Below are 21487 nucleotides of genomic sequence, written 5' to 3'. Positions count from 1 at the left end.
TACCTTACAGTGTACTAAAACCTTTTCAATAAGACAAGATACAATTCGACATTTTTTACACATATGTTCGTACTTGTTTTAGAGGATTCAGCCATCCGTACTTTGTATTTTCATAATCCATAGCTAAAAATGTTAATTCACACTTTCTTAACACCTCAAAGAAAGTCGTTTCCATAGAGACATTTCCAGAGGTATTCATACGAATATAGTGCGGTTTCACCATTATTTCACCGTATTCCGCTCCCGTATAAAGTGTATGTGTATGCTGTGTTCTATCATATTTACCAAGAACGCGCAAAGCTTGTTCTAATTTATGATGAATTTTCATTACTTGCAATGGCTTCGTTATATACATCATTTGTTTATATAACACTTTTTTCTCCGAAAGGGACCCAGATTCTGAAAATCGAGCAAATAAATCAAAAAACAAATATTCACGACCAAAATAAGATTTCGCAATATCCTCTTGAATTAAATACAATTCATACGTTTTCATTTTTTCCCCTCCCAATCTGGACAACCTTTTCTCTTCATTATATATAAGAAAATTTGCAATGATTGTCTGACTGCGGAGAGATAAAAAACTTTTTCTGTCGAAAAAACTCATTTACATAGAAAAATCTCTCCATGCCGGAGAGATTTTTCTGAAATCATTAAAGCATTTCTTTTACTTTACGAACAACGTTCTCTACAGTAAATCCATACTCTTCCATAATCTTCTCACCAGGAGCAGAAGCACCGAATGTATCGATACCTAACACATCTCCTTCAAGACCTACGTAACGGTGCCATCCGAATGTAGCACCCATTTCGATTGCGAAACGTTTTGTTACTGCTTTTGGTAATACAGATTCTTTGTACTCTGCAGTTTGAGCTTCAAAACGATCCATAGATGGCATGCTGACAACAGCTGCGTCAACACCGTCTGCTGCTAATGCTTTTTGAGCTTCAACAGCTAGGCTTACTTCAGATCCAGTTGCAAGTAAGATAACATCAGCCGTTTCTTTCTTGCTTGTAGAAACTACATATGCACCTTTTGCTACTTTTTCATACGTATCATCTTTTGCACCTTCTAATGTTGGAAGGTCTTGACGAGTTAATACTAAAGCAGTTGGTTTGTTTGTAGATTCTAAAGCCAGTCTCCAAGCTGCAACAGATTCGTTACCATCAGCTGGACGGATAACAGAAACGTTTGGCATTGCACGAAGCGCTGCTAATTGCTCGACTGGTTCATGTGTTGGACCATCTTCACCAACAGCGATACTGTCATGTGTGAATACATACGTTACTGGCAATTGCATTAATGCTGCAAGGCGAATTGCTGGACGTAAGTAATCAGAGAATACGAAGAACGTACCACCGTAAGTTTTTAAACCGCCATGTAGTGCAATACCGTTCATTGCTGCACCCATTGCGAACTCACGTACACCGTACCAAATGTTTTTACCGCTGTAATCATCTCTTGTAAAGTCTTTTTCGTTATTCATGTATGTTTTGTTAGAACCAGCAAGGTCAGCAGATCCACCGAAGAATGATGGTACAGACTCTGCAATTGCATTAATTACAGCACCAGAAGAATTACGAGTTGCTGCTTTTGATCCTAATTCATAAGTTGGTAAGTTTTGCTCCCAACCTTCTGGAAGTTGACCGTTCATTGCTGCTTGGAATTCGTTTGCTAATTCTGGGTATGCTTGTGCATATTCACCTAACATAGTGTTCCACTCTGCTTGCGTCGTTTCACCAACATCTTGTACTGTTTTACGGAAGTTGTCGTATACTTCTTCTGCTACGTGGAAGTCTTGCTCAGCAGTCCAAGCATATGCTTCTTTCGTTAATTTTGTTTCTTCTACACCAAGTGGAGAACCATGTGAAGCTGATTTTCCTGATTTGTTTGGAGAACCGAAACCGATTGTTGTTCTTACTTCAATTAGCGTTGGGCGTTTTTCGTCAGCTTTCGCTTCTTCAATTGCTTTCGCGATCGCTTCAATATCGTTTCCATCCTCAACACGGATTACTTGCCATCCGTATGCTTTGTAACGATCTTCTACACTTTCAGAGAATGAACGATTTAAATCGCCATCTAATGAAATATCGTTTGAATCGTAAAGCACAACAAGGCGACCTAATTGTAAATGAGCAGCTAATGAAGATGCTTCAGCAGAAACGCCTTCCATTAAATCTCCATCACCACAAATAGCGTATGTATGATGATCTACTACATTATACGCATCACGGTTATATTTAGCCGCTAAATGTCTTTCAGCCATTGCCATACCTACAGCAGTTGCAATACCTTGTCCAAGTGGACCAGTCGTTGCATCTACACCAGCTGTATGACCGTACTCAGGATGTCCTGGAGTTTTGCTTCCCCATTGACGGAAGTTCTTTAAGTCATCCATTGTTACATCATAACCAGATAGGTGAAGTAGGCTGTATAATAACATTGAACCATGACCTGCAGATAATACGAAACGATCACGGTTAAACCACGTTGGGTTATTTGGATTGTGTTTCATAAATTGAGTCCATAATGTATAAGCCATTGGTGCTGCACCCATTGGCATTCCTGGGTGACCAGAGTTTGCTTTTTCAATCGCATCGATGGATAATGTGCGAATCGTGTTGATAGAAAGTTGTTCGATTGAATGTGACATGCTATTCTTCCCTTCGCTTATATTAGTAAACGTTTTATACATTTATATGATAGCTTCCCACGCAAGATTATACAACATGTATCGACAAATATGTTGATGTTTTTTTGATTTTTTATAAAAAAATCAATGTTTTCGGGAATGTATGGGTATTCAATATGACATACTTTTTCATTATTTTTATTTTAAAAAGAAAGGGAATTATCTGTATATTTATACATGTATACAAATTTCTTCTATACTTACTTTTTTCAATACGTTTTTAAAAACACAAAAAAGCATCTAACTTCGATGCTTTTCAAATCAGTTAAACAATCCGTTTCCGAATCGAACTTGAAATCAAATCAATTATAATTACCATTAAAATGATACCTAACAAAATAATTCCAACACGAGACCAATTCCGTGAACTCAGCGCAAAAATTAACGGTGTACCAATCCCGCCTGCTCCAATAACACCTAAAATCGCAGCGGATCGTACATTAATTTCAAATCTGTATAACGTATACGATAGAAAATCCGGTAACACTTGTGGTAACACTGCATACCAAAGTATTTGAAATCGATTTGCCCCTGTTGCTAATAACGCTTCCGTCGGTCCTTTATCTATGTTTTCAATTCCTTCTGAATATAGTTTCCCTAACATTCCAATAGAATGTAATCCTAGAGCTAATACTCCTGCAAAAGAACCTGGTCCAACAGCTTTTATAAATAAAAGAGCCATAACTAATTCAGGAAACGTACGAACAAAACTAAGTACAAATTTCCCAAATCCTGAAGTTAATTTTCCACTGCTCATATTCGTTGCCGCCCAAAAAGCAAACGGAACAGATAAAAATGCAGAAATAAATGTACCTAATATCGCAATTGCCAACGTATCAAGTAATCCATGTAATAAATCTTCACCATCTGGCAAAGATACATACGACCAGTCTGGATTCAATATCCCTGTCATAATTGCTTTTGTAATTTCACCTGCTGTGTCCTTTATTCCCTCTAACGGCACTCCTGAAAAGGCCCATACATATACGGCTGCAAGTGCTATAAAAATAATCCAGCGATATACACTCGGTTTTTTCGGTTTTGGCACAATCATCGTCGTTCTACTCATTATAATTTCTCCCGCAACAATGTACTAATGTAGTCAATTAATAAAACAACAACAAGGGTATAAATAATTATAGAAGCCGTTTGTTGATATTGTAAAAATCCAAGTGTACGATCATAATACAGTCCAATACCACCTGCTCCTACTAAGCCTAGGACAGCCGCTGCACGTACATTCACCTCAAATGTATATAGTACATAGGAAACAAAGTGCGCTTTTACTTGTGGAATGACTCCATAAACAATCCATTGTACCTTATTAGCCCCTACAGCTGTCATCGCTTCTAGTGGGCCAGGGTCAATTGATTCAATCGATTCATACAACAATTTCGCTACGAGTCCAATTGAGAAAAAAGTAAGCGCCAAAATACCTGGAAGTGGCCCGATTCCAAAAATCGCTACGAAAATAGCCGCCAATAATAAATCTGGTATCGTTCGTATAAAATTTAAAATCATTCGAGCTAGACTGTATAAAAATGTGTTAGTAAACACATTACTTGCTGCAAATAATGCAAGTGGAATGGCTAAAATCGCTCCTAAAGTCGTCCCAATAATCGCCATACGTATTGTATCTAACATCGCTGTTGTAATAACTTGAAAATAACTCCAATCTGGCGGCACCATGTCTTTCAATAAATCTACCATATTCGGAAAACCATCTATCAGTTTTGAAAATGATGCATCTACTTGCACACTACTACTCCACAGCATTAAAATAATTAAAATAAACGTTAACATATGTTTCAATTTACTCGGCGGCTTCGGTATTTCATTTGAATACATCGTCACGTCATTCATTTTACTGCCACCTCTAATAATTCGCTTTTCTGAGCTACGTCCCCATAAATTTCAGCAAATTTCTCATCCGTTGCCTCTTCTACTAAACCGTCAAAAACAATTTCACCTGCATGTAATCCAATAATGCGTGTAGCATATTGTCTAGCCAAATCAATAGAATGTAAGTTTACAATTGTCGTGATTCCAAAATCTTCATTAATATTTTTCAAATCATCTAGCACTTGCTTTGTTGTAAGTGGATCTAATGATGCAACAGGTTCATCTGCCAATATGATTTTTGCTTCTTGTGCTAATGCTCTAGCTATCGATACACGTTGCTGTTGTCCTCCTGATAATTCGTCAGCACGTGCATATGCTTTTTCTAAAATATTCACTCTTTTTAGCGCTTGAAATGCGAGCTCCACATCCTCTTTCGGGAACAACCCTAACGTTGTACGTAATGTGGAATGATATCCAACACGACCAGCTAATACATTTTTTAATACTGTCGATCGTTTTACAAGGTTAAAATTTTGGAAGATCATACCGATATCCCGGCGCATACGCCTTAATCCTTTTCCTTTCGCAGCAGTAATAGACTCACCTTCAATGATGATTTCTCCTTCTGTAATCTCATGAAGACGATTTACTGATCTGAGAAGTGTAGATTTTCCAGCCCCGGATAATCCGACCATTACAATAAACTCACCTTTTTGAATCTTTAAATTTATATTTTTCAATCCTTTTGTACCATTCGGATACATTTTGGAAACATTTCGAAACTCTATCACACATCTTACCTACTTTCAATGTATTATCAATAACCGAAAAACGGCAAACTAACTGAAATCTCACACCTTCCAGTTAGCCGCCATTTCACTATGTATTATTGCGTCTTCACTGTCTTTCCATATTCACGAACGATATCAAATTTACTATCATCAGATTTAATATATCCTTCATGGGAATATACTTCTTTAATGATTTTACGGCCTTCCTCATTTTTTCCAATTTCAATGAAAGCATCTTGTAATTTCTTACTCCACTCTGCATCTAAATCAGAGCGTACAGAAATTGTATCATTTGGAATTTTCTCAGTAAATTTCACTATTTTCGTTTGATCGAATATATTTGGATAATCTTTTTTTACAATATTACGAGCATCTTGGAATACAACAGCTGCATCTACATCACCATTTAAAAGAGCAATAAGTGACTGATCATGACCTTTTAATGTAACAGGTTTCACATCTTTCAACGGATCAATTCCCTCTTTTAATAGAACAGCTGCAGGCCATACATACCCTGCTGATGATGTTACATCTTGATAACCAATTTTTTTACCTTTTAAATCTTTTACACTATTTATATTAGAGTCTTTCTTAACAACGAACTCAGATTTATAATAGTCTACTAAATCTTTTGTAGGAGCTCCTGTTTCATCCTCTACTCCAAAACGTTGTGCTTGTAAAATTACATTTGCAGCCTTCTTTTCGTGTGCTAACACGTACGCTGTTGGCGGTAAAAATCCTACATCTACTTGTTTAGATGCCATCGCTTCTACAATTGTATTGTAGTTAGTTGAAATACTAACTTTTACCGGAATATTTAATTTATCGCTTAATAGCTTTTCCAATGGTTTTGCCTTTGCCTCTAGCGTATCCGCATTTTGAGAAGGAACAAATTGAACATTTAAGGTCTTTGGTACATAACCTTTTTTCGTATCTTCATTTTTACTTGCACTTGACTCTTTCGTCCCGCAGCCACTTAATAATCCCGCCGCCAGTACAACTGTTGTACTCATTGCAAAAACTTTTTTCAACATATTAATGCCTCCATTTTTCTTGTTATAAAATAACCTTCCGTAAACATGAAGAAATATATCACATATTTCGATGCACAATTCGTTATTTACAGAATCTTTACACATTCTATACATTCACATCAAAATTCACTTCACATATTTGATATGATTAATTGGAAGATAACAATAGAAAAGGTGAGTCATATTGGAACAAAATCAAACTGTAACTTTAAACATCTTATTAACAAGCGATATACATGGCACTGTTTATCCCATTCGCTACCAAGATAACTCCCCAGCGGAACTTGGTTTAGCCAAAATTTCTACTCTTATAAAAAAAGAACGTTCCGAAAATACAAACGTTCTTTTAATTGATAATGGCGACTTCATTCAAGGAACACCATTTACTTATCATTATGTTACATGCGAAAAAGACAAAAAAAATCCAATGTCCTTATTAGCGAATTACTTACAGTATGACGCTGCAATTATCGGCAATCATGAATTTAATTACGGGATGGATATATTAAATCATGCTGTGGCTACCGCGAACTTCCCGTACCTATCAGCAAACATTTTAGATAAAAACATAAAGAAACCCTATTTCGGAAAACCGTATATAATAAAACAGATTGAATCAAATATAAAAATTGCTATTTTAGGGGTAACAACACATTACATCCCAAATTGGGAACAAGCCCATCACATTAAAGATTTACTATTTGAAGATACATTAGAAACTACAAAAAAATGGGTTTCTTATATTCGCGAACATGAGAACCCAGATTTATTAGTCGTAGCCTATCACGGTGGATTTGAAAGAGATTTACAAACCGGGGAACCGACTGAAGTGTTAACAGGTGAAAACCAAGGATATGCAATGTGCCATGAAATTGAAGGCATAGATCTTTTATTAACAGGTCATCAACACCGAGAAATTTCTCACACAATGGCTAACGGTGTAACAATTTTACAGACCGGATGCAATGGACACTCAGTCGGAAAAGTAAAAGTAACATTCGAAAAAACGAAACATAAATGGGTGAAAAAAGAGAGCTCTTCTGAATTATTATCTGTACAAGGAATTGAAGCGGACCAAGATGTACTTTCATTGGTAGCCGATTACGAAGAGAAAACACAAAAGTGGCTTGATCAACCTATTGGAATCATTCGGGGTGACATGCAAATTTCAGATGCTATGCAAACTCGTTTGCATGACCATCCTTTTATCGAATTCATAAATAAAATACAGATGGATATAGCTAATGTATCCATTTCTTGTACAAGTTTGTTCCATAATACATCTCCAGGTTTTCCGGAACATGTAACAATGCGTGACATCGTTTCTAATTATATTTATCCAAACACATTAAAAGTAATTAGAATAACTGGAGCAGATATAAAAGATGCTCTTGAACTCTCTGCTTCTTATTTCACATTAAAAGCAGATGGATCCATCATCGTAAGTCATACCTATATAGAACCAAAGCCACAACATTATAATTACGATATGTGGGAAGGGATTTCATACGTATTAAACATTTCAAAACCAATTGGTGAAAGAGTAGAATCTTTACAGCATAACGGTGCTCCTCTTAATATGAATGAAGAATATGACGTTGTTATGAATAATTATCGTGCAAGCGGAGGTGGAAACTTCTTTATGTTTCAAAACAAACCGGTAGTAAAAGATATACCAACAGATATGTCTGAGCTTATCGCTAATTATATATTGGAACATAAAACGATAGAAGCAACAGTTAATAACAACTGGAAAGTTATTAACTAACGAATGTAACAAATAAAAAAAAGATGGGCTTCGCCCATCTTTTAATTTAATTTTGCATTATCTTGCTTTTTTAAAGCTTTTAATTTCGTCGGTGTAACATCTGTACCTTCTTCGTTAACAACTTTAATTCCTTTAAGTTCGTTTAACATATTTTGACGAAAGCCTTTTAAATATTGTTCACGTAGCGATTGACGCTCACGTTGTTCTTCTTCAGTTAAACCTTCAGCTTTTGCTTTTTTCGCTAAGAAGTTAATGCGTTCAACGAGTTCGTGATTAATCATCTCGAATCCCCCTTCTAATCAAAACTGATTATTATCATACAATAGTTACTCTTCTTTATCAAGCAATTGCTTTGTATACTCTACATATCTACGATGTACAGTCGCCTTTGAAACATTATGACCAAATCCACGAAGTGTTGCTGCAATTTCTTCGAAAGTGAGTTCATTCCTACGCAAACGTACAATTTCCTCAATTGGCACCTCTTTTTTCTCTCGGCCTACGCTTAAATTTCGATTTTTTAAATTATTTTCTGGGCGATAGCCTTTTTCTACTGCCCGTTGCATACCGCGTTTAATTTTCAAGTTATGAATCTTTCTTTGATATTCTTCAACAATACCAATTATATCTAATACCATCGAATCAGAATCCGACAATTGTAATTCACCATTATGTGTATGCGTATATACTTTTATGCCTTCTTTATGTAAACAATGCATTAATGCAATCTTCGCATTTCCTCTACCAAGGCGCGTTTCATCTTGTATAAGTAGCACATCAATTTGCTCGTCCCGAATTGTATCCAACACTTCTAATATACCGTCACGTTCAATTGTATAACCACTAGCCTGCTCTTCAATTACCTTTATAACATTCATTTGATAGCGCTCAGCTAAATGCAATAATTCATCTTTTTGACGTAATAACGATGTTTCTTGCGCTTCTTTTGTGGTACTCACACGTGCATAAATAATTGCATTCATTTTGAACCCCTCTTTCTCGCTATTATTTCCCTCTAGTGTAACATAAATCCGCCTTATGTTCGAACTTATGTTTGTAGAATGTTTTTTCGCATGTTATACTTATTAATAAGAAAAACGAAAGAAAACGAGGTGTTAGAAAACATGGAAAAGTTAACGAAACGCCAGCAAGACATTCTCGACTTTATTAAGCTAAAAGTACAAGAAAAAGGATATCCACCTTCCGTACGTGAAATCGGTCAAGCAGTCGGCCTCGCTTCTAGCTCTACAGTGCACGGACATTTATCACGACTAGAAGAAAAAGGATATATCCGACGTGATCCAACGAAACCACGAGCGATTGAAATTTTAGGTGTAGACCGAATGGATACAGAAACACAATCTGTTATTCAAGTTCCAATCGTCGGAAAAGTTACTGCTGGTTTACCAATTACAGCGGTCGAAAGCGTAGAGGAACATTTCCCACTTCCAGCAAGTATTGTCGCTGGAGCAGATCAAGTATTTATGTTACGTATTTCTGGAGATAGTATGATTGAAGCTGGTATTTTCGATGGAGATTTAGTTGTTGTTCGCCAACAGCAGTCTGCATATAATGGTGAAATTGTAGTTGCTTTAACAGAAGATAACGAAGCTACTGTTAAACGTTTTTATAAAGAAAAAGACCATTTCCGTCTACAACCGGAGAACTCGTCATTAGAACCTATCATTTTAAAACAAGTGTCAGTTATTGGGAAAGTAATTGGCGTATATCGTGATTTACACTAATCATCATAAAAAGAAGATACTTACCTTATTTATATACGGTAAGTATCTTCTTTTTTGTATTTTGATAGATTTCCATGCATTCTATTTCTTATTAACGAGTTTCAATCGTCACATCTCCAGCAGCCGTTTTACCGCTAATCTTTTTACTCCCATTACCAATTGTTATATTTTTATTTTCTTCATTAAAAATCATCACGTCTCCAGCAGCACTTTGTCCAGTTATAACTGCATCTTGTGGCTTTTCTAATAAAGTAATATCTACATCTCCAGCAGTTGAGCTTGCCTCTAAATCATATTTAGCATCATGCTCAATAACACTTACACTACCACTAGCCGTTTTCGCTATTACTTTCCCTATAACCTTCTGAAAGTTCACCTCACCAGCTTGTGAAGATCCCTCCACACTCTTAGCTGTGACATGTTTCAAATCTACTTCTCCAGCAAGTACCCTAACACTTACGCGATCACTTTTCACATCACTCATTTCGATTTGTCCAGCTGATGAATTTACCTTTATCTCTTGGTAAGAACGTTCCGGTACAAATATAGTCAATGTAGACGTTTGAAATTTGAAATCGTAAAAGGAAAAATCAAACGAAGCGCCTTTTTCTCTTTCCCCTACAATTTTTAATGTGTCTCCATCTTCAGCAATACGAATCTTTTGTTTACGTGCGTCTCCTGTTTGCTTTACATAAAAAGAAGAGTCAGGAGATTTTTGGACAACGATATCTCCAGCATCTAACTTAACTTCTATATTTTTTAATGTTTCATTTTTAATTACATCTTCTTTATCGCCTTTTTCGGCAGTTTGTACTGCTTTTTCATATGTTTGGGAAATTCCTATTACTCCAATAATGATACAAGCGATAGCGATTAAAAATAGTTTTTTCATCATTTACTCTCCTTTTATCATTTTGAAGTTCCATATTACATATCGTACGCATAATCTCTTAAACCACTTTGTACTATAAAAAGCGATAATACATAACAACAAACCTACTCCAACAAACGTTATACTAACGAAAAGATCCAACCATATAAAGGTACCCATGAATATTTTTCCAATCACGAAAAATGGCGTTACTACACTAGCAATACCACCGAGCCAAAAAGAAAATATAAAAGCAATAATTGCAACTAACGGACCTAGCACAATAATAAAATTAAACAAACTAAGTCCAACCGCTGCCATCACAGCTCTTGTCACATTTGAAGTCGATGGATTTTTTTTCATCTCATCGAAGCGATACATAGCAAGTAATTCTTTCGAAATTACTTTCGGAGAACCAAGGCCCTTTATTATTTCTGATTCAGTTTTCCCCTCTTCTATCCCAAACTGAAAGTGCTCTTCATAATCCAATAAAATATCTTGTCTCTCTTCTTCCGGTAACTTTCTAAGATAACTTGATAATTCTTTAAGAAACCCTTCTTTACTCATTCCATTCCACCCCTTCAATAATTTCTTGTACCCCTTTCGCAAAATCACGCCATTCTGTTACTAACAAATGAAATTGTGTCTCCCCTTGCTCTGTTAATTGATAATATTTACGAGGTGGCCCTTCCGTAGATTCCTTTAAATATGTTTGAAAATACCCTTCTTTCGTCAAACGACGTAATAGAGGGTATACAGACCCTTCCGATATTAAAAATTTATTAGAGATTTGCTGAACAAGTTCATAACCGTAACTATCTTTACGTTTTACAAGTGCTAATACACAAAGTTCAAGCACACCTTTTTTAAATTGAACGTTCAAGTGCCATCTTCCTTCCTTATCTTAGTACTGTTCAATGCACAGTACCCGCCTTATCCATAATATACCACTTAGTATTGTTTATTGCAAGGTACTCAACTATATGTATTCCCTAAATTTAGAAAGTGAACAAACGAACTCCTGAATAAGACCGTGTTACAACTAAGCATCATTCAATGTTTCATTTCATTTACATTAATATTAGACTTCATTCAATCTTTCCTCTTGAAGAATCAACCATAACCGTATTCACTATAGATTCATGAATCTCGAATTCCCCGATGGTTCTTATGTTTTAGTAGAGGAAACTCCTTATGTTGAAAACGGACAAATTGCCGTTGTAAAAGTCAATGGTTATGATGCTACCGTGAAAAAGATTTCAAAATCTGGAAACATCATTACGTTAATACCATTGAGTAATGATCCGATTCATGAGCCAAAAACTTATAACCTTGCAGATGAGGACGTAAAAATCATCGGTCGAGTCGTACAGGCAGTAAAGAATTATTAATTTATAGCACAAGTAATTTTATAAAAAAGATAAGATCGATTCTTTTGAAAAGATTTTCTTAGTAAAATGATTCAAGAAAATCAAAAACAATCCATTATCTAGTAGTTAATATATCCAATAACTTCACTTAAAAAAGCCCTGATACCGTAGTATCAAGGCTTTTTCATTTCACAAATCATATAAAACTTACGTTTATCACTACTTGTTATTAATTCGTGGCTGTTTTTTCATTTTGCAACCACATAAAATTATAATAAGAGGGAAATAAAAAACCCTTGATACCAGTTGTATCAAGGGTTCAAACCTCTTAGTATAGAGACATATATTGATCGCGTTCCCATTGGTGAACTTGCGTACGGAAAATGTCCCACTCAATCTCTTTCGCTTCAATGAAGTGCTCAAGTAAGTGATCTCCTAGTGCACCACATACTACTTCATTAGATTGTAATGTAACTAATGCTTGTGCTAATGTTGCTGGTAAGTCAACGATACCTGCTTCTTCGCGCTCTTCTTTAGTCATTACATAGATGTTACGGTCTACTGCAGCTGGTGGAGTTAATTTGTTTTTAATTCCATCAAGACCTGCAGCTAATAATGTAGCCATTACTAAATATGGGTTTGCAGCTGGGTCAACACTACGTACTTCTACGCGTGTACTAATACCACGAGATGCAGGGATACGTACTAATGGGCTACGGTTTTGTGCAGACCATGCTACGTAACAAGGAGCTTCATATCCAGGTACTAGACGTTTGTATGAGTTTACAGTCGGGTTTGCTATTGCTGTAAATGCTGGTGCATGTTTCAAAATACCTGCGATGAAGTGACGAGCATCATCACTTAATTGTAAGTCACCGTTTGCATCAAAGAATACGTTCTCACCATTTTTAAATAATGATAAGTTACAGTGCATACCTGAACCGTTCACACCGTATAGTGGTTTTGGCATAAATGTTGCGTGTAAACCATGTTTACGAGCAATTGTTTTTACAACAAGTTTGAATGTTTGAATGTCATCACATGAACGAATTGCATTTGCATATTTAAAGTCAATTTCGTGCTGCCCTGGAGCAACCTCATGGTGAGATGCTTCAATTTCAAATCCCATTTCTTCCAGTTCAAGAACGATATCACGACGACAGTTTTCCCCTAGATCCATCGGCGCAAGGTCGAAGTATCCACCGTTATCGTTTAGTTCTAATGTTGGATTTCCTTTTTCATCAACTTTAAATAGGAAGAATTCTGGCTCTGGTCCAAGATTGAAATCTGTGAATCCTAAAGCTTCCATTTCTTTTAACACACGTTTTAAGTTGTTACGTGGGTCTCCATCAAATGGAGTGCCATCTGCATTGTAAATATCACAGATTAGTCGAGCTACTTTACCTTTTTCAGCAGTCCAAGGGAAAATTACCCAAGTGTCTAAATCAGGATATAAATACATATCAGATTCTTCAATACGTACGAAACCTTCAATCGAAGATCCATCAAACATCATCTTGTTATCAAGAGCTTTCGTTAATTGTCTCACTGGAATCTCTACGTTTTTAATTACCCCTAAAAGGTCCGTAAATTGTAAACGGATATACTTTACATTCTCTTCTTTCGCCAAACGGAAAATATCTTCTTTTGTGTATCTAGACATTATAAATTCCTCCTTAGTCCCTCTAATCGCCTTCAGAATCAGTTATCTTTAGTGAAAAAATCTTGAAATGTCACCTTGTCGCAATGAAGTTCGATTGAATCTACCTGTATGTTGTAGTTCATCTCGAAGTATTTTGCGAAGCTCAGTTTTTGAAATTTCTTTCGTTTCTTCTTTTACTTTCACTGCTTCTGTTTGATTTTCTTTCATTAGTAACACTTGTTTAATACCAGCCATATTCAAGCCTTGATCTAACAAATCTTTAATTTCTAACAACTTATCTACATCGTTAAATGAAAATAATCTACGATTCCCCTTTGTACGGGTTGGAGAAACAAGATTATGCTCTTCATAGTAGCGAATTTGACGTGCAGACAATTGTGTTAAATCCATAACAATACCAATAGGAAACAGCGGGGCAGAACGTCTATCTTCTTTCATTTTTCAGTTCCTCCTTCGCCTTAACTGCTTCTCATTTTATACCATGTTATGTTTAGTGTCAATAGATGTTAGCTTTTCTTACATGGTTTTTTATAAACTTTTTCATTCTTTTTTTAAATCACACAAATCATTACTTTCATACGAAAAAAAAAAGCTGCCGAAATCGACAGCTTGCCTTTAAGAAATTGTTAATAAATTCTTTTCAATTAATTCATCAATTGCAGAACAAATCGCAATTTTAACATGCGAATACGTTAATCCACCTTGTACATATGCAACATATGGCGGTCTAATTGGACCATCAGCAGACAATTCAATACTTGCACCTTGAATAAACGTTCCCGCAGCCATAATCACATCATCTTCATAACCCGGCATATAGTTTGCATACGGAGTAAAATGCGAATTAATTGGAGATGCATATTGAATCGCTTGGCAAAAGGCAATCATACGGTCTTTATCATCAAATTGAACAGATTGAATTAAGTCTGTTCTCGGCGCATTCCACGCTGGTGACGTGTTCATTCCTAACTTTTCTAAAAACGCAGCTGTAAAAATCGCACCTTTTAGCGCTTGTCCCGCAACATGTGGTGCCAAGAAGAAACCTTGATACATTTCTTGCAGACTGTATAAAGATGCTCCAGCTTCCGCTCCAATTCCCGGAGATGTTAAACGATATGCACACGCTTCAACATACTGTTCTTTACCGACAATGTAACCACCAGTTTTAACAATTCCCCCGCCCGGGTTTTTAATAAGCGAACCCGCCATTAAATCTGCACCTACATGACACGGCTCTTGTTCTTCAATAAACTCACCATAACAGTTATCTACAAACACCACAACATCAGGTTTAATTTCTTTAACAAACGCGATCATCTCTTTAATTTGAGAAACAGTAAACGACGGACGAGTAGCATAACCTTTCGAGCGCTGAATACCAATCATTTTCGTATCACTATGAATCGCTGCTGCAACAGCTTCAAAATCAACAAGCCCAGCATCAGTTAGCGGAACTGCATTATAACCAATATTATATTCTTTAAATGAACCTACACCTTTTCCGCGCACACCAACAATTTCCTCTAACGTATCATACGGTTTCCCAGTGATATACAATAACTCATCTCCTGGGCGCAAAATACCAAATAACGCTGTAGAGATAGCGTGAGTTCCTGAAATAATTTGCGGACGAACAAGACCAGCTTCCGCTCCAAATACATCAGCATACACTTTTTCTAACGTGTCACGACCAATATCATCATAACCATAGCCTGTCGTCGGGATAAAATGCGAGTCACTAATCTTATGTTTACGAAAACTTTCTAATACACGAAACTGATTACTTTCAATTACTTCATCCGCACGTTTATGCACTTCTGTAATCTGGCTCTCTACTTTTTTTACGATTGGAGCAATTTTTTCTCCATTTTTCAAACGATCAAACATTTTTATTTTCTCCTTCTTCCACTAAAAATCTCTTTAATTGCACATTAAGCGATGAATGAGTAAAAATATACCCTGCACAATCATATACAAATTTATCTTCCAGAAACTCCATCTTTGTTAATAGTGTTTCCGTCTTTAAAAGCGTTAACAACTTACCTTCACTCGGGGGGATTGCCACTCGATAACGAACCATTTCTCCCTTCATTTTCGTTTCTATCGCTTCTTTTATATGTAATAAATCACTTTCTTCAAAAGCACTAGTCATTAAGAAGTCACTTTTCGGAAACGGAATAAAGTTTTGATGTAATTCATCTTTTTTATTGTATAACGTAATAATAGGAATATGATTAATTTCAAGTTCCGATAATAAACGCTTTACTGTTTTTTCATGCCCCACGTAATTAGGATCCGCAGAATCAACTACATGTAAAATAACATCTGCCTCCCCCGCTTCTTCTAGTGTCGAACGAAAAGCAGCGATTAATGAAGTGGGTAAATCTTGTATAAAACCAACCGTATCAGTCAGTAATACTGTATAACCAGAAGGTAACGGCATCTTCCTCGTCGTCGGGTCCAACGTTGCAAACAGAAGGTTTTCTTCAAACGTATCAGCTTCCGTTAATCTATTAAACAGTGTCGATTTCCCTGCATTTGTATATCCTATTAATGAAACTTGAAATACTTTATTATCTTTTCTTCTCTCACGATATCTCTTTCGATGTTCCACAATAACTGCAAGTTGTTTCTTTATTTCATCAATACGCGATCGAATATGACGACGATCCGTCTCAAGTTTCGTTTCACCCGGTCCCCTCGTTCCAATACCACCACCAAGACGTGATAAGGACAACCCTTGTCCCATAAGACGCGGCATTGTATATTGCAACTGAGCTAATTCCACTTGAAGCTTACCTTCTCTTGACTTCGCACGTTGCGCAAAAATATCTAGTATTAGTTGCGTTCGATCAATTACTCTCGCATCTAATACTGAAGATAAATTCCGAATTTGACTCGGCGTTAATTCGTTATTAAATACAATAACATCCGGCTCTAATTCTTCAGTTAACATTGTAAGCTCTTCTAATTTCCCTTTACCTATGTAAGTCGCTGGATGAAACTTTGGTCGTTTTTGCGTTGTTGACACTAACAATTCTGCTCGCGCAGTCTTCGCTAGCGATGCAAGCTCTTTCATGGAATGCATAAATTTTTCATCATCATCTTGCGGCAATTGACAGCCGACTAATATGACTTTTTCTTTTTCTTCCATCAAATATGTTCACTCATCCTTTTCGAAATTTAAACCTTCTAATATAATAGCAGAGGAAGCACATTTCATCTAGTTAGCGGGGGAGAAAATTCATGGCATGGGAGATTTTTAGCATCATAGGCACAATCGCTTTCGCACTAAGTGGAGCCATTGTTGCAATGGAAGAGGATTATGATATTTTCGGGGTGTATATTTTAGGAATGGCAACCGCATTTGGGGGAGGTGCCCTTCGTAATTTATTAATCGGTTATCCGATTGTCGCGTTTTGGCAACAAGACATGTTATTCCAAATCGCACTTTTATCAATGACTATTATTTTTCTTTTTCCAAATAAATTAATTAGACATTGGAAAAAGTGGGAAAATATCACTGACGCTATCGGCTTATCAGCATTTGCCGTACAAGGAGCATTATATGCCCAAAAATTAAATTTACCAATTAGCGCCACAATCGTAGCAGCTGTTTTAACCGGCATTGGCGGTGGTATCATTCGCGATCTTTTAGCCCGTAGAAAACCTCTCGTTCTTCGAGCTGAAGTATATGCTTTTTGGACAATTTTAGCTGGTTTCTTAATTGGCGCTCAAATTATCGTTAGCGATTGGGCTCTTTACATTTTATTCATTTTAATTGTTTGCTTCCGCATGGTTTCTATTCATTACAAATGGCATTTACCGCACAGACGTATCGAAACGAAAGAACGTTCAATGCATAAATAGCAATCTAACCTCTTTACATATCGTAAAGAGGTTTTTCTTTTCTAACGATTTTTTCTTTATATAATGTTTATACTAATTTTTAAAGTGAGGTGAATACAAATGACAAACCACGTTAATAAAGGAGCTCAAAAAAGCTCAGTAAATCAATTTGGACATGACCCTAATTCAGCACACGAAAAGAGTGCTAAAATGGAACGCTTCCATAAAGCACACCAAGAAAAAGCAAAAAAAGAGTAAACAAACTTATACACAAAAAACAGACGCACAGTTTATGTACTGTGCGTCTCCTCTTCGAGCATCAAATCCATACTCGATATTCCAATTAAATCATTTTTATCATACGCATCTTCTTGTAACAACCGCATCGCCTGTGTACGAATTGATTTTTCAACAATATTCCGTACATACCGCCCATTACTAAACGATGTAATTTGCGACGAATACTTCACTGCATGTAAATGATCCCTAAATTTCCATTCAGCTTCTTTTGATAACTGGTATTCACGATCTTCATACATTCTCTTCCCAATTTCCAACAGCTGATTTACCGAGTAATCCGCAAATTCAATAATAAACGGAAAACGAGATTGCAGTCCTGGATTTAATGAAAGAAAGTGATTCATCTCTCTTGAATATCCAGCTAAAATCAATACAAAACCGTGTTGTTTATCTTCCATATGTTTTACGAGCGTATCAATTGCTTCTTTTCCAAAATCCTTCTCTCCCCCTCGAGCTAAAGAATAGGCCTCATCAATAAACAAAATACCTCCCATTGCTTTTTTTATTAAATCTCTTGTTTTTTGAGCTGTATGGCCGATATACTCCCCTACAAGATCAGCACGTTCAGCTTCAACTAAGTGCCCTTTTGATAGAATATTCATCTCAAACAGCAATTTCCCTATCATCCTAGCAACAGTTGTCTTCCCTGTACCCGGATTCCCTTTAAACAGCATATGGAGTACTTGTTTCTCAGACTTCAATCCCTTCTCTTGTCTTTTTTTATTCACATAAATCCAAGCATATATTTCTTTTATTATCTTTTTTATATCATCCATCCCAACAAGCTTCCCCATCTCTTCTTCAATTCTCTGCAGCATTTCATGTTTAATAGTAGTTTCATTTGAAATTACTGTTTTATTTTCTGCGGCTGGCAAAGAAATTTTCTTTCGATGGTTTAACACAATATTAATTTGGTTGTTGTTTTTCTTTCGCATCGATTGTTCCATGCAATCACCTCATTTTATCCTGCTATTTGCGGGCAGTAAGACTCCCACCTCAAAATTCAGCAAATGCTAGGAAGTTAGGCGGGAGATAACTGCCCGTAAATGCCCGATTGGTTCAACTAATAATCAGTGGGGGATGAACAAAATCTCCACTGATTATAGTTTCACTTTATCCACTCACCAAATATTATTATTCCTGTCCCCCTTGCAAATGCCTATTTTCAGAAAAGTTTGCTATAATATAAGAAATAATTAAGGTGGTGCGACTATGGAGACAACGGAATTCCATGATACAATACAAGCCTTTTCTATTTTTTTATTGAATAAAGGCCGAAAACCCTCAACTATTAAACGTTATGTTTATGACGTTGAAGACTTCGGACATTGGTTAGAAAAAAACAAAAAGCTCCCTTCCAGTAATATATGGGCTACACTTTGTACAAAAGACTACGAAGATTACTTTTCCGATTTAAAAACGAATCGACATTACTCAGAAAAAACGATGCATCGTGTATTTATTGTACTAAATAGAATGCACCATTTTCTAAACATTCCTAATCCATTGAAGAATATGGAAATGTCTATTCAACCAGACCGTACACTTCGTAACGAAGATTTCATTTCACCTGATGAAGAAAAAAAATTAAAGCATATAGTCACTTCATTAGAAGGACTTTCAGAAAAACAACTTCCTGTGCGTCCTTTATTAATGGATCGCAATCTCGCTATTTTAAATCTATTGACCGACTACGGTTTATCCTTACAGGAACTTACAGCATTAACAATGCATCACGTTCACTTTGAAACTAACACATTGTCTATCCCAGCAACCGCAGGTGTAGAAAGAACAATTACATTAACAAAAGAAGACAAAAAACAACTATACAATTATTACAAAAGCATCCCCGAACCAGTTCGCCCTAAGTACCATAGTGATGATCCATTGTTTGTCGCATTCGATTTTAACCGCGGAACATACAGGTGGGTATATGAAAACGATGCACCAAAGGCATTAACAGAAATTGCTATACAAAAAATGATTCGCCTCGAAGTAGCTAGAGCCAATTTACGTAAAGGAATTTCAAGCCAACATTTTCGCAACACCTATATTTTAAACTTAATAAAAAAAGAAACTCCAGAATCAGAAATTATAAAACTCGCTGGGTTCAAATCAAAAATTTCATTAAAGCGATATTATCAATACGCAGAAAATAGAAAAAACGCCTTATTGTAAGGCGTTTTTTCTATTTTTTCTTTAAACAAACGATTTTACTATGACCATTTAACTAATTTCTGCATCTACTATGATGAGTTTCGTTCATATTTTCATGAGAAAGGAGAGATTTAATGTCTCGTTATAACGACAGTCAAAACAAATTCTCCAAACCATGCTTTCCAAGCAGCGCCGGACGAATCCCAAATACTCAATCAATCCCAATTACTAAAGCTCAACTCAGAACATTTCGTGCGATTATTATTGATTTAACAAAAATAATCCCAAAACTTTTCGCAAATCCATCTCCCCAAAATATTGAAGACCTAATCGATACCTTGAACCTACTAAGTAAATTTATTTGTTCACTAGACGCTACTTCCTCCCTGAAAGCACAAGGGTTAGCTATTATTAAAAACTTAATAACTATATTAAGAAATCCAACCTTCGTAGCAAGCGCTGTATTTATTGAACTTCAAAATCTCATTAACTATTTACTATACATTACAAAATTATTCCGAATTGACCCTTGCACACTTCAAGAGCTCCTTAAATTAATAGCAGCATTACAAACTGCTCTAGTTAATTCTGCTTCGTTCATTCAAGGACCTACCGGACCCACTGGACCAGCGGGCGCTACTGGTGCCACTGGACCTCGAGGTAACACGGGTGCTACCGGACCTCAGGGACCTCGAGGTAACACAGGTGCTACTGGTGCTACCGGCGCTACTGGACCTCAAGGCATCCAAGGTAACACAGGCGCTACTGGCGCTACTGGTGCTACTGGACCTCAGGGCGTCCAAGGTAACACGGGTGCTACTGGTGCCACCGGACCTCAGGGACCTCAAGGTAACACGGGTGCTACCGGCAATACAGGTGCTACTGGACCTCAGGGCGCTCAAGGTAACACGGGCGCTACTGGGCCTCAGGGCATTCAAGGTAACACAGGTGCTACTGGTGCTACCGGACCTCAAGGTAACACAGGTGCCACTGGTCCTCAAGGTGTTCAAGGTAACACGGGTGCTACCGGCAATACAGGCGCTACTGGACCTCAGGGGGCTCAAGGTAACACGGGCGCTACTGGGCCTCAAGGTGTTCAAGGTAACACGGGCGCTACTGGGCCTCAAGGCACTCAAGGTAACACGGGCGCTACCGGGCCTCAAGGCACTCAAGGTAACACGGGCGCTACCGGACCTCAGGGACCTCAAGGCAATACAGGTGCTACCGGTATAGGAGTTACTGGACCTACTGGACCTTCTGGTGGACCTACTGGACCTACTGGACCTCAGGGACCTCAAGGTAACACGGGTGCCACTGGACCTCGAGGTAACACGGGCGCTACTGGGCCTCAAGGTGTTCAAGGCAACACAGGCGCTACCGGTGCCACTGGGCCTCAAGGCATTC

General features: G+C 37.0%; 22 protein-coding genes and 1 pseudogene. 7 read left to right on the top strand and 16 right to left on the bottom strand.

Annotated elements, in window-relative coordinates; genetic code table 11:
* Window positions 1-55: 55 nt before the first annotated feature.
* The 6 genes from sirA to COK05_RS00210 all read right to left on the bottom strand — a co-directional run bounded on the left by sirA (window position 56) and on the right by COK05_RS00210 (window position 6360).
* Window positions 56-496, bottom strand: a complete 441-nt coding sequence (gene sirA, locus COK05_RS00235; RefSeq protein ID WP_098610991.1) for a sporulation inhibitor of replication protein SirA — start codon at window positions 494-496, stop codon at window positions 56-58.
* Between the two features lie 157 nt (window positions 497-653).
* Entirely contained in the window at window positions 654-2654 is a 2001-nt protein-coding gene (gene tkt, locus COK05_RS00230; RefSeq protein WP_098610990.1) for a transketolase, read from the bottom strand.
* Window positions 2655-2958: 304 nt separating this feature from the next.
* Window positions 2959-3762 (bottom strand): phosphonate ABC transporter, permease protein PhnE, encoded by an 804-nt coding sequence (gene phnE, locus COK05_RS00225; protein ID WP_098610989.1) that lies wholly within the window; start codon window positions 3760-3762, stop codon window positions 2959-2961.
* Complete coding sequence (phnE, locus tag COK05_RS00220) at window positions 3762-4556, bottom strand: phosphonate ABC transporter, permease protein PhnE (protein WP_098610988.1); 795 nt, start codon at window positions 4554-4556, stop codon at window positions 3762-3764. Before phnE (COK05_RS00220) ends, phnE (COK05_RS00225) begins: the two co-directional genes overlap by 1 nt.
* Window positions 4553-5326, bottom strand: a complete 774-nt coding sequence (phnC, locus tag COK05_RS00215; RefSeq protein ID WP_098610987.1) for a phosphonate ABC transporter ATP-binding protein — start codon at window positions 5324-5326, stop codon at window positions 4553-4555. The genes phnE (COK05_RS00220) and phnC overlap by 4 nt, the downstream gene beginning before the upstream one ends.
* A gap of 95 nt (window positions 5327-5421) precedes the next feature.
* Window positions 5422-6360 (bottom strand): phosphate/phosphite/phosphonate ABC transporter substrate-binding protein, encoded by a 939-nt coding sequence (locus tag COK05_RS00210; RefSeq protein WP_000915063.1) that lies wholly within the window; start codon window positions 6358-6360, stop codon window positions 5422-5424.
* A 184-nt stretch (window positions 6361-6544) separates the two neighbouring features.
* Between COK05_RS00210 and COK05_RS00205 the strand changes: the two genes are divergently transcribed.
* A complete protein-coding gene (locus tag COK05_RS00205; protein WP_098610986.1) occupies window positions 6545-8128 on the top strand; it encodes a bifunctional metallophosphatase/5'-nucleotidase in 1584 nt (527 codons plus the stop codon).
* A gap of 41 nt (window positions 8129-8169) precedes the next feature.
* On the opposite strand, the gene COK05_RS00200 is transcribed toward COK05_RS00205, so the two are convergent.
* Entirely contained in the window at window positions 8170-8409 is a 240-nt protein-coding gene (locus tag COK05_RS00200) for a DUF896 domain-containing protein (RefSeq protein WP_000607015.1), read from the bottom strand.
* 45 nt (window positions 8410-8454) lie between these two features.
* Window positions 8455-9111, bottom strand: coding sequence for a YneB family resolvase-like protein (locus tag COK05_RS00195; protein ID WP_098610985.1), 657 nt, complete (start codon window positions 9109-9111; stop codon window positions 8455-8457).
* Between the two features lie 141 nt (window positions 9112-9252).
* Here COK05_RS00195 and lexA point away from each other — a divergent pair, with 141 nt between their 5' ends.
* Window positions 9253-9873, top strand: coding sequence for a transcriptional repressor LexA (lexA, locus tag COK05_RS00190; protein ID WP_141538835.1), 621 nt, complete (start codon window positions 9253-9255; stop codon window positions 9871-9873).
* A 91-nt stretch (window positions 9874-9964) separates the two neighbouring features.
* On the opposite strand, the gene COK05_RS00185 is transcribed toward lexA, so the two are convergent.
* From COK05_RS00185 to COK05_RS00175, 3 genes are read right to left on the bottom strand one after another with little or no spacing between them, the layout of a single operon-like run.
* Window positions 9965-10768, bottom strand: coding sequence for a DUF4097 family beta strand repeat-containing protein (locus tag COK05_RS00185; RefSeq protein ID WP_098610984.1), 804 nt, complete (start codon window positions 10766-10768; stop codon window positions 9965-9967).
* Window positions 10769-11311, bottom strand: a complete 543-nt coding sequence (locus COK05_RS00180) for a DUF1700 domain-containing protein (RefSeq protein ID WP_098610983.1) — start codon at window positions 11309-11311, stop codon at window positions 10769-10771. It abuts the gene before it with no gap.
* On the bottom strand, window positions 11304-11627 hold the full coding sequence (locus COK05_RS00175) for a PadR family transcriptional regulator (protein ID WP_098610982.1): 324 nt from the start codon (window positions 11625-11627) through the stop codon (window positions 11304-11306). Before COK05_RS00175 ends, COK05_RS00180 begins: the two co-directional genes overlap by 8 nt.
* Before the next feature lie 259 nt (window positions 11628-11886).
* On the opposite strand from COK05_RS00175, the pseudogene COK05_RS00170 reads away from it, so the two are divergent.
* Window positions 11887-12135: pseudogene (locus COK05_RS00170) on the top strand (LexA family protein); the annotation flags it as partial.
* Between the two features lie 307 nt (window positions 12136-12442).
* Here COK05_RS00170 and glnA read toward each other — a convergent pair.
* The 4 genes from glnA to hflX all read right to left on the bottom strand — a co-directional run bounded on the left by glnA (window position 12443) and on the right by hflX (window position 16931).
* Window positions 12443-13777 (bottom strand): type I glutamate--ammonia ligase, encoded by a 1335-nt coding sequence (glnA, locus tag COK05_RS00165; protein WP_098610981.1) that lies wholly within the window; start codon window positions 13775-13777, stop codon window positions 12443-12445.
* A 48-nt stretch (window positions 13778-13825) separates the two neighbouring features.
* Complete coding sequence (gene glnR / locus COK05_RS00160) at window positions 13826-14215, bottom strand: transcriptional repressor GlnR (RefSeq protein WP_000656783.1); 390 nt, start codon at window positions 14213-14215, stop codon at window positions 13826-13828.
* Window positions 14216-14392: 177 nt separating this feature from the next.
* Entirely contained in the window at window positions 14393-15664 is a 1272-nt protein-coding gene (locus COK05_RS00155) for a methionine gamma-lyase family protein (protein WP_098610980.1), read from the bottom strand.
* Window positions 15657-16931, bottom strand: coding sequence for a GTPase HflX (hflX, locus tag COK05_RS00150; RefSeq protein ID WP_141538833.1), 1275 nt, complete (start codon window positions 16929-16931; stop codon window positions 15657-15659). The genes COK05_RS00155 and hflX overlap by 8 nt, the downstream gene beginning before the upstream one ends.
* A gap of 92 nt (window positions 16932-17023) precedes the next feature.
* Between hflX and COK05_RS00145 the strand changes: the two genes are divergently transcribed.
* Together COK05_RS00145 and COK05_RS31200 are read left to right on the top strand one after the other, a co-directional pair.
* The gene (locus tag COK05_RS00145; protein ID WP_000312267.1) at window positions 17024-17647 is read left to right on the top strand and encodes a trimeric intracellular cation channel family protein; all 624 of its coding nucleotides are present in this window, start codon (window positions 17024-17026) and stop codon (window positions 17645-17647) included.
* A 99-nt stretch (window positions 17648-17746) separates the two neighbouring features.
* Complete coding sequence (locus COK05_RS31200) at window positions 17747-17884, top strand: hypothetical protein (RefSeq protein WP_000181505.1); 138 nt, start codon at window positions 17747-17749, stop codon at window positions 17882-17884.
* Window positions 17885-17916: 32 nt separating this feature from the next.
* Here the strand turns inward: COK05_RS31200 and spoVK are convergent, their stop codons facing one another.
* Window positions 17917-18873, bottom strand: coding sequence for a stage V sporulation protein K (gene spoVK, locus COK05_RS00140; RefSeq protein ID WP_016080607.1), 957 nt, complete (start codon window positions 18871-18873; stop codon window positions 17917-17919).
* Window positions 18874-19138: 265 nt separating this feature from the next.
* Between spoVK and COK05_RS00135 the strand changes: the two genes are divergently transcribed.
* A complete protein-coding gene (locus tag COK05_RS00135) occupies window positions 19139-20104 on the top strand; it encodes a tyrosine-type recombinase/integrase (RefSeq protein WP_098610978.1) in 966 nt (321 codons plus the stop codon).
* 113 nt (window positions 20105-20217) lie between these two features.
* Window positions 20218-21487: collagen-like repeat preface domain-containing protein (locus tag COK05_RS00130; RefSeq protein WP_141538832.1), on the top strand; the 1270-nt coding region annotated here is incomplete at its 3' end.

It is taken from the genome of Bacillus cereus (genome assembly GCF_002567495.1).
Taxonomy (GTDB): domain Bacteria; phylum Bacillota; class Bacilli; order Bacillales; family Bacillaceae_G; genus Bacillus_A; species Bacillus_A cereus_AQ.
This window is presented reverse-complemented; position numbering and strand designations above follow the sequence as displayed.

Excerpts from the sequence above, each read along its gene's own strand:
- sirA (WP_098610991.1), bottom strand. The coding sequence starts at position 496 with ATGAAAACGTATGAATTGTATTTAATTCAAGAGGATATTGCGAAATCT.
- tkt (WP_098610990.1), bottom strand. The coding sequence starts at position 2,654 with ATGTCACATTCAATCGAACAACTTTCTATCAACACGATTCGCACATTA.
- phnE (WP_098610989.1), bottom strand. The coding sequence starts at position 3,762 with ATGAGTAGAACGACGATGATTGTGCCAAAACCGAAAAAACCGAGTGTA.
- phnE (WP_098610988.1), bottom strand. The coding sequence starts at position 4,556 with ATGAATGACGTGACGATGTATTCAAATGAAATACCGAAGCCGCCGAGT.
- COK05_RS00210 (WP_000915063.1), bottom strand. The coding sequence starts at position 6,360 with ATGTTGAAAAAAGTTTTTGCAATGAGTACAACAGTTGTACTGGCGGCG.
- COK05_RS00200 (WP_000607015.1), bottom strand. The coding sequence starts at position 8,409 with ATGATTAATCACGAACTCGTTGAACGCATTAACTTCTTAGCGAAAAAA.
- COK05_RS00195 (WP_098610985.1), bottom strand. The coding sequence starts at position 9,111 with ATGAATGCAATTATTTATGCACGTGTGAGTACCACAAAAGAAGCGCAA.
- lexA (WP_141538835.1), top strand. The coding sequence starts at position 9,253 with ATGGAAAAGTTAACGAAACGCCAGCAAGACATTCTCGACTTTATTAAG.
- COK05_RS00185 (WP_098610984.1), bottom strand. The coding sequence starts at position 10,768 with ATGATGAAAAAACTATTTTTAATCGCTATCGCTTGTATCATTATTGGA.
- COK05_RS00180 (WP_098610983.1), bottom strand. The coding sequence starts at position 11,311 with ATGAGTAAAGAAGGGTTTCTTAAAGAATTATCAAGTTATCTTAGAAAG.
- glnA (WP_098610981.1), bottom strand. The coding sequence starts at position 13,777 with ATGTCTAGATACACAAAAGAAGATATTTTCCGTTTGGCGAAAGAAGAG.
- glnR (WP_000656783.1), bottom strand. The coding sequence starts at position 14,215 with ATGAAAGAAGATAGACGTTCTGCCCCGCTGTTTCCTATTGGTATTGTT.
- COK05_RS00155 (WP_098610980.1), bottom strand. The coding sequence starts at position 15,664 with ATGTTTGATCGTTTGAAAAATGGAGAAAAAATTGCTCCAATCGTAAAA.
- hflX (WP_141538833.1), bottom strand. The coding sequence starts at position 16,931 with ATGGAAGAAAAAGAAAAAGTCATATTAGTCGGCTGTCAATTGCCGCAA.
- COK05_RS00145 (WP_000312267.1), top strand. The coding sequence starts at position 17,024 with ATGGCATGGGAGATTTTTAGCATCATAGGCACAATCGCTTTCGCACTA.
- COK05_RS31200 (WP_000181505.1), top strand. The coding sequence starts at position 17,747 with ATGACAAACCACGTTAATAAAGGAGCTCAAAAAAGCTCAGTAAATCAA.
- spoVK (WP_016080607.1), bottom strand. The coding sequence starts at position 18,873 with ATGGAACAATCGATGCGAAAGAAAAACAACAACCAAATTAATATTGTG.
- COK05_RS00135 (WP_098610978.1), top strand. The coding sequence starts at position 19,139 with ATGGAGACAACGGAATTCCATGATACAATACAAGCCTTTTCTATTTTT.